Origin of the sequence: Rivularia sp. UHCC 0363 (genome assembly GCF_034931125.1) — a bacterium.
Lineage (GTDB): Bacteria > Cyanobacteriota > Cyanobacteriia > Cyanobacteriales > Nostocaceae > Rivularia.
On record NZ_JAYGHM010000073.1, the window covers coordinates 17,613 to 24,608 of the forward strand.

At 36.9% G+C, this 6,996-nt stretch carries 8 protein-coding genes; 5 read left to right on the forward strand and 3 right to left on the reverse strand.

The genetic code is table 11. The features are described from left to right. Positions 1–55: 55 nt before the first annotated feature. The gene (locus VB797_RS29000; protein WP_323241235.1) at positions 56–1,018 is read left to right on the forward strand and encodes a hypothetical protein; all 963 of its coding nucleotides are present in this window, start codon (positions 56–58) and stop codon (positions 1,016–1,018) included. 159 nt (positions 1,019–1,177) lie between these two features. On the opposite strand, the gene VB797_RS29005 is transcribed toward VB797_RS29000, so the two are convergent. The 3 genes from VB797_RS29005 to VB797_RS29015 all read right to left on the reverse strand — a co-directional run bounded on the left by VB797_RS29005 (position 1,178) and on the right by VB797_RS29015 (position 4,338). Then, the gene (locus tag VB797_RS29005; protein WP_323241236.1) at positions 1,178–1,909 is read right to left on the reverse strand and encodes a PEP-CTERM sorting domain-containing protein; all 732 of its coding nucleotides are present in this window, start codon (positions 1,907–1,909) and stop codon (positions 1,178–1,180) included. Between the two features lie 609 nt (positions 1,910–2,518). Beyond that, positions 2,519–3,316 (reverse strand): SDR family NAD(P)-dependent oxidoreductase, encoded by a 798-nt coding sequence (locus VB797_RS29010; RefSeq protein WP_323241237.1) that lies wholly within the window; start codon positions 3,314–3,316, stop codon positions 2,519–2,521. Between the two features lie 482 nt (positions 3,317–3,798). Further along, on the reverse strand, positions 3,799–4,338 hold the full coding sequence (locus tag VB797_RS29015) for a GrpB family protein (protein WP_323241238.1): 540 nt from the start codon (positions 4,336–4,338) through the stop codon (positions 3,799–3,801). A gap of 80 nt (positions 4,339–4,418) precedes the next feature. Between VB797_RS29015 and rpmI the strand changes: the two genes are divergently transcribed. The 4 genes from rpmI (at position 4,419) to VB797_RS29035 (ending at position 6,640) form a co-directional block, all read left to right on the forward strand. Next, the gene (gene rpmI / locus VB797_RS29020; protein WP_323241239.1) at positions 4,419–4,616 is read left to right on the forward strand and encodes a 50S ribosomal protein L35; all 198 of its coding nucleotides are present in this window, start codon (positions 4,419–4,421) and stop codon (positions 4,614–4,616) included. A gap of 55 nt (positions 4,617–4,671) precedes the next feature. Next, positions 4,672–5,025: a 50S ribosomal protein L20 gene (gene rplT / locus VB797_RS29025; RefSeq protein ID WP_323241240.1), complete on the forward strand. Its 354-nt coding sequence runs from the start codon at positions 4,672–4,674 to the stop codon at positions 5,023–5,025. A gap of 95 nt (positions 5,026–5,120) precedes the next feature. Then, positions 5,121–5,999, forward strand: coding sequence for a transporter substrate-binding domain-containing protein (locus VB797_RS29030; protein ID WP_323241241.1), 879 nt, complete (start codon positions 5,121–5,123; stop codon positions 5,997–5,999). 98 nt (positions 6,000–6,097) lie between these two features. Further along, complete coding sequence (locus VB797_RS29035) at positions 6,098–6,640, forward strand: tetratricopeptide repeat protein (protein WP_323241242.1); 543 nt, start codon at positions 6,098–6,100, stop codon at positions 6,638–6,640. Positions 6,641–6,996: the final 356 nt, after the last annotated feature.

Genomic DNA, 6,996 nt, shown 5'->3' on the forward strand with positions numbered 1-6,996 from the left:
TTCTCGTTTCAAATCAAATTTATATGCTGTCTAATCCAACTTACAATTATATTTTATGGATAAAATACCTTTCTTCTTAAAAGCAATTATAGTAGCAATTAACTTAATAGGTTTTGGGTATCTTACTTTATCTAATCTTCTAACAATATCTAAACAAACATCAACCAAACTTATTATAACTTTTCGACCAATACTAAGCCTGAGTATAGGAATAATCATAAGCCAAATTGTAATACTATACCTATTCTTTGCTGTTAATATTGTTCCGATTCACAAAATTACTTGCGAGCATTCTATACAAGATATCTCAACAGCAAATTTTGATTTTAATCTCAAGCACAAATATCTGCCAACAAACTGTAAAATCTCTGAGATTAATTTATTCAATAATGAAAACAATTTAAAGCTAATTCCAAACCTGCTTCAAGCAAAAATAGAGCAAATTGAAACTGATGAGCAAGATAAATCAAAATATAGTTATCGAATGATTTTATTAAATCAGAGCGAAACTATTCCTTTTACTGACTACACATATATAAATTCAAAAATTGACGAACTTAGATTATTCGCATCATCTATTAATGATTTTTTATTCGACAGTAGAGAAATAAAATTAGTACGTATTATAGATGAAAGATATTTAGTTTATGCCGGTATTGGATTAAGCATATTCTTTGCACTAATATTTTTATTGCTAATATTGACAGGTTTATTCATTGATTTTTGTTTTGATAAAGAAACAGCTTATTTGACGGTCACTCGTTATAGATGTTTGGGAATATTCGGTAAACAAGAATTTAAATATTCTTTCAATGAAATTATAGATGTTAAAAATGAACGTATTGAGACTTCGGAAAGTTATCATAATAGAGTTTGTGTAAAAGTGCCTAATGAAAAGTTATTCTTAACCCCAACAATATCTTTTTCAAGAAGTGTAAGTATAGGATTTTTTCGACAGCATATTGAGAATAAAGACTATATAGTCAAAGTTATTAAAGATTTTTTAGGAATGAAATAAAACATCGGCTTAACATAAGGATTCTGATTACAATTCAAATTTCCAAATCTGTCTAGTCCAACCTACCAAATATGGTATTACCAATAAAAATACAAAATACCCCTCAATAAATGAGGAGTATTTCAAGGTAAAGGTTACTTCGGGATTTTTGTAGTTAAATTAGAGTTCAGGATTAGATTTGCGACGACGCTTCATAAACATTGTACCCGATACTAAACCAAGTCCAATTATGCTTGCAGGTTCCGGAACCTTAGTTTTAACTGGTGGTTCAGGTGGTCGATTTGCGATAAAGATTGAAGCATGAGATAAAGCCTGGGCTTTACCCTGCTTGTTTTGAGAAACACCTATAGTGTTAAATAATCCATCCAAAGCACCTTGTTTTGTAAAATCAAAGTCTTCAAATAGATAAGCGCTATAGCTGTCACTACTCTTAAGACTGATCACAAATGTATTGCTAGTCAGCGCTTGATTTAATTTTAAAGAACCATTAGAAGTAGTATCATCAGCGAAAAAAGCTCCTCCATCTGATTTTCCAAAAAGTTCCCACTTTACTCCAGAACCAATATCAAAAAGTCCGTTATTTAGTTGACCAACCAAATCTCCACTTCCTGTGTCATTACCGCTGAAAGGTCCTTCGCAAGCTGTAGCAAAGATTCCTCCTAAAGACACATTATTGGTCGAACAAGCAACGCTGCTGCTCGTTGAAGCCGGAGGATTGCTGGTTGTTTGAGCAGGAGGATTGCTTGTTGTTGAAGCCGGAGGATTGCTGGTTGTTGAAGTTTGGTTATTTTTTCCGTTTACTTTAGCGTGTGCTGGTGCAGCAACTAGAGATACAGCAAATCCGGTTGCAAGTAAAGTAGAACAAACGAATTTTGATAATGCGATCGCCATTTTTAATCTCTTAAATGTTTATTTAAATAGAGTTGTTTGATTAACTCCTTTATCACTATTACATTGATAATTCAATATCATCAACAATGGCAATATTCATGCTTGTTAAATTACAAAAACTTTTTAAAACTGTTTTTTTATGAGCTAATTTAAGTATTATTATTCAAACTTAAAATAAATAATATATAAGATTATATTCGAGATATGAAACTTAAGTGTTATTACGCAATCGTATTATTTAAAAATAGCACAATTATTAAATTTTCTAATCTCGCGTCGTATTTATGAAAATAAAATTTACAGTTTACCTGCTGAATTTACATTAATATCGTCTAATATCAATGCCAATTGTAAAGATTAGATTGTATGTGCGATCGCGCATACAACGCAACCTACAAATAAATATAAATAATTGTAGCTTGGGTTAAGTGCAATTGTAATAATGATTCTTACCACCGGAATTCATATTGCACCGTAACCCAACATTAATGTCGCGGACAAACAAATAAGATGTTGGGTTACGACACGATTAAAGGATTCTCGTTTCAAATCAAGTTGATTTGCGTGTCTAACCCAACCTACGAAGAACTAATATTAGGAACCAACTATCTAAATACTCGCAACCGAACCACCATCAACGCGATAATTCGCACCAAGTACAAAACTAGCCTGCTGGGAACACAAAAACGCAATTACCGCAGCGACTTCTTGGGCTTTACCGCGACGGTTTAATTCGAGGTTAGGACGCTCCTTTTTTAGAAATTGAGAAATCGCTTCTTCAAAACTAATCCCTTTTTCTTCGGCTTGTTTTTTCATCATCGCGTCTGTCATGGGAGTTGCGATAAAAGCAGGGGATACTGAATTTATCAATACACCATCTTTACCGTAAGCTTTTGATAATCCTTTGGCTAAATTGAGTACTCCAGCTTTTGCTGCACAGTAAGGTAATTCGTCTGCGTAAGGTTGTAAAGCATCTTCGGAACCGATCAAAACGACTCTTCCCCAACCGGATTCCCGCATCGATGGAATGAAAGCACGACAAACGCGCACTGCTGACATCAAATCTACCTCAAGTGCTTCGTGCCAATCTTCATCGGATATTTCCAGAAAATCTCCTGTTGCTCCAGTAATTCCGGCTGCATTAACTAAAATATCAACTTTGCCAAAATGTTCTAAAATTTGAGTCTTAGCTTTTTCTACTTGCTTAAGTTCTCTTAAATCTGCTTGAAAACCCATTACCTCGCTAATTTTCCCAACTTCCTCAGTAGCTTGCTTTAAGTTCTCATCTGTTTTATCAAGTAAAGCTACTTTTACACCCTCAGCAGCCAGCAATTTCGCCGTTGCCATACCAATACCAGAATCACCACCAGTGATGACAGCAACCTTATCTTTAATACCAAAATCCATAATAAATCAATTATCAATAAGCGATGACTGTTTGAAGTTTATTTCAAGGTTTTGATATTTTAATCGTTCCGGGGTTCTGTTTTTTTGTGTTAGGGAAAATAGATTTACATAACCTTTGGTGGTTGAATTTTTTACCATTGTTAGTGATGTTGCATATGTGTAAACGGAAAAAATGTTTTTAAATTCTTAATACCCTCAGACTAGAAGTCTGGGGCTACAGAAACAAAGCCCACCTGCGTGGGCTAAAAAGCTTGTTTAGTCCGCGCAGGCGGACTTTGTAGGTGTAGCTTCACCCTTCTAGGGTGTCGGCGATTACAGAAGCAAAGCCCACCTGCGTGGGCTAAAAAGCTTATTTAGTCCGCGCAGGCGGACTTTGTAGGTGTAGCTTCACCCTTCTAGGGTGTCGGCGATTACAGAAGCAAAGCCCACCTGCTTAATTTCTAGTCCGCGCAGGCGGACTTTGTAGGTGTAGCCGCACCCTTCTAGGGTGTCGGCGATTTTGGATAAAATGAAAACGCAAGCGCTTTTTTCATTACTTCTCGAATATAATCGGTTTTCCCTTGAGTGTAAGCTTCTCTATCATCACGAAATCGCACTGCTAAATCTCGCTTTAATGTTTCATATCGCCGCGCTTCTTGGGGATGTATCCTTAAATAATCTCTAAATAATCGACGCTGCCAAAACTCCCCATCAACTTCCACCACATGAACGTGATGAGTGCGCTTTTCCCCGTATGGTGGCATTCCTTTAACAAAAAACATTTTTTCGGAATTGGGATTATTGCTCCAATAAACATATCCCAAATCTTCAAGGGGTTTAATGGTGCTTTGACCATCTGCTAAACAGCGCACCCCAACCATAATATCGATAATTGGTTTCGCTGCTAAACCCGGTACCGCAGTTGAACCAATATGTTGAATTTCTGCAATTAAATTTCTCAGGGCTTTACGAATAGATTCGGCTTCCCGTTCAAACATATTCGCCCAATCCGGGTTATAATCCACTATCTCTATTTGATCCATAAATTGGTAACTTAGTTCAGCTTTCGCTCGAATTACCATCTATAATATGGGATTGTGTCTAAGTATAGAAGTAGAAGAAAATGCCTAAACTGAAATCTCGTAAAGCTGCTGCCAAACGATTTCGTGCCACAGGTACTGGTAAAATCGTTCGTCGTAAAGCTTTCAAAAATCACATTCTAGAAAAGAAAACTACCGCTAAAAAGCGTAATTTGTCTAAAGCAGTGATTGTTAAAGATTGCGATGCTGACAATGTACGCGGTATGCTTCCGTATTTGTAAATCCTTAAATATTAGGAAATTAGTTGTAAATTATTGGGAAATATTGGGATAAAGTATGTCTAGAGTCAAGCGCGGTAATGTAGCTCGCAAACGCCGCAAAAAAATTCTGAAGTTAGCCAAAGGCTTTCGCGGTTCTCACTCTACCTTATTTAGAACCGCCAACCAACAGGTAATGAAAGCGCTACGTCACGCTTATCGCGATCGCAAAAAACGCAAGCGTGATTTCCGTCGTCTGTGGATTGCTCGGATCAATGCTGCCGTGCGTCAACACGGTATGAGTTACAGTAAATTCATGGGCAATTTGAAGAAATCCAACATTGAAATTAATCGTAAAATGTTGTCACAAATGGCAATTTTAGACCCCGATGGTTTTAGCAAAGTTGCCGAAATTGCCAGTCAAGTAAAATAAATGGGTAAAAAAGTTCGTAGTAAGAGTTTTAACTCTTATGTTGAGGATTAAAATCCTCACTACGAACCGTCACGGATGTAACTGTGTTGCAAAGGATGATTAAATTGTTGAAATTACGGTTAATTCATCGACAAAATAAGCAATACAATCAGCAGCGGTGGTTACATCTGCTACTATCCGCTGTTTTGATTTTGTGTTTAAGTTTATTCCAAGTTATAGAAACACAGCCTGCATTTGCCGCATCGTTAAAAGAAATTCAGCAGCGCGGCTATATAATTGTTGCAGTTAAAGACAACTTCCCTCCTTTAGCATTTCGAGACGAAAGCGGTAATTTACAAGGTCTAGAAATCGAGTTAGCGCAAAAGTTAGCGCAAGATTTGTTAGGTAAACCAGACGCAAGTAATTCAAATAAATTAGACAAATTAGAAAAATTAATTAAATTCAAACCAGTCAGCAACTTACAACGCTTGAGTGCAGTGACAAAAGGTGAAGTTGATATGGCGATCGCTAAAGTAACCGCAACTGCTTCACGGGAACGCATCGTAAATTTCAGCGTTCCTTACTACTTCGACGGCGGAGTGATAGCAACAAAAGACACATCATTTCAAAAGCTAACCGACTTACAAAACAGTAAAGTAGCCGTCCTGAAAAACTCCAGCACCATTGCACCGCTGAGATATTACCTCCCAAAAGCCGACTTAGTAGGAGTTGAATCTTACTTAGAAGGACAAAGAATTATTGATAACAACCAAGTCGCCGCTTTCTCCGCCGATATTACTAGTCTCAGCAACTGGATAAAACAAAACCCTCAATATCGACTACTGCCAAGCAAAATATCAACACAACCCTTATCAGTAGCTATGCCCAAAGGATTGCAATCCGACGAACTACGACGACAAGTAAGCCAATTAATCGCCAGTTACTTAGAAAAAGGTTGGCTCAAAGAACGTACTCAATATTGGGGTTTACCTTAATCACTCTTTCCTATTGCCTAATAATTGATAAATCGTAATTTTTTTGTACCAGTAAATCTAGTATCCTAAATAATAGCTCTGGTCATTGATAATTGATTATGAATAGTAATTTAGCAGTTATTTATCTTTCTATTTTAGTCGGCTTGCTGTTTTTAGCAGTGATAAGCATTTTTGGTCAAATTTTTAAATCTCGCAAACAAGAAGGTTCCTTTTCCAAATTGCGTTCTAAATTAACGAAAGAACCAGGTACGGTTGAAGAATATTATAAATTAGGCAGTATTTATTCTCAGAAAAATCTGTTTACTCAAGCAGTTAGCTTGTTTCAAAAAGCAATCAAAGCAGCAAACGAAGAAGAAGAAACAGATCCTGCAACAGAAAATTATATAACCTTAACTTACAACGGATTAGGTTATGCTTGCTTTGCTCAAGAACAGTATGATTTAGCAATTCGTAATTACAAAGAAGCCTTGAAAAGACAACCGGATTACGTCACAGCCCTTAACAATCTTGGTCATGCTTACGAACGTAAAAAGTTAAATGCTCAAGCTTTGGAAAACTACGAAAGAGTATTAGAACTTGAGCCGAAAAATATTACCGCAAAACGTCGCGCTGAATCATTGAGAAGATTGGTTACGGCGTAAGGATTGGGTGTTTTCCCGCATTGCCGACACCCTCGAAGGGTGCGGCTACACCTACGAAGCCCGCCTTCGCGGACTCAATATTTTTAGCCCACGAAGGTGGGCTTTGTAATTTTAGCCCCACCCTTCTAGGGTGAGGGCTGATGACTAATTGACGATATTTTGTTAATTTTTCCATTCAACAATCTCCTCACGTTCAATACTCACCCGAAAACCCTCTAAAACTTCTTCCCTCTGCGTTCTCTGCGTCTCTGCGGTTTAATCTTATTCCGGCAATGGTGCGTTACGGCATTTTCAAAATATTAATGTAGAGCAGAAACATATTAAAGCCGTAACACACTAGGCTGTTGACTCTGTGG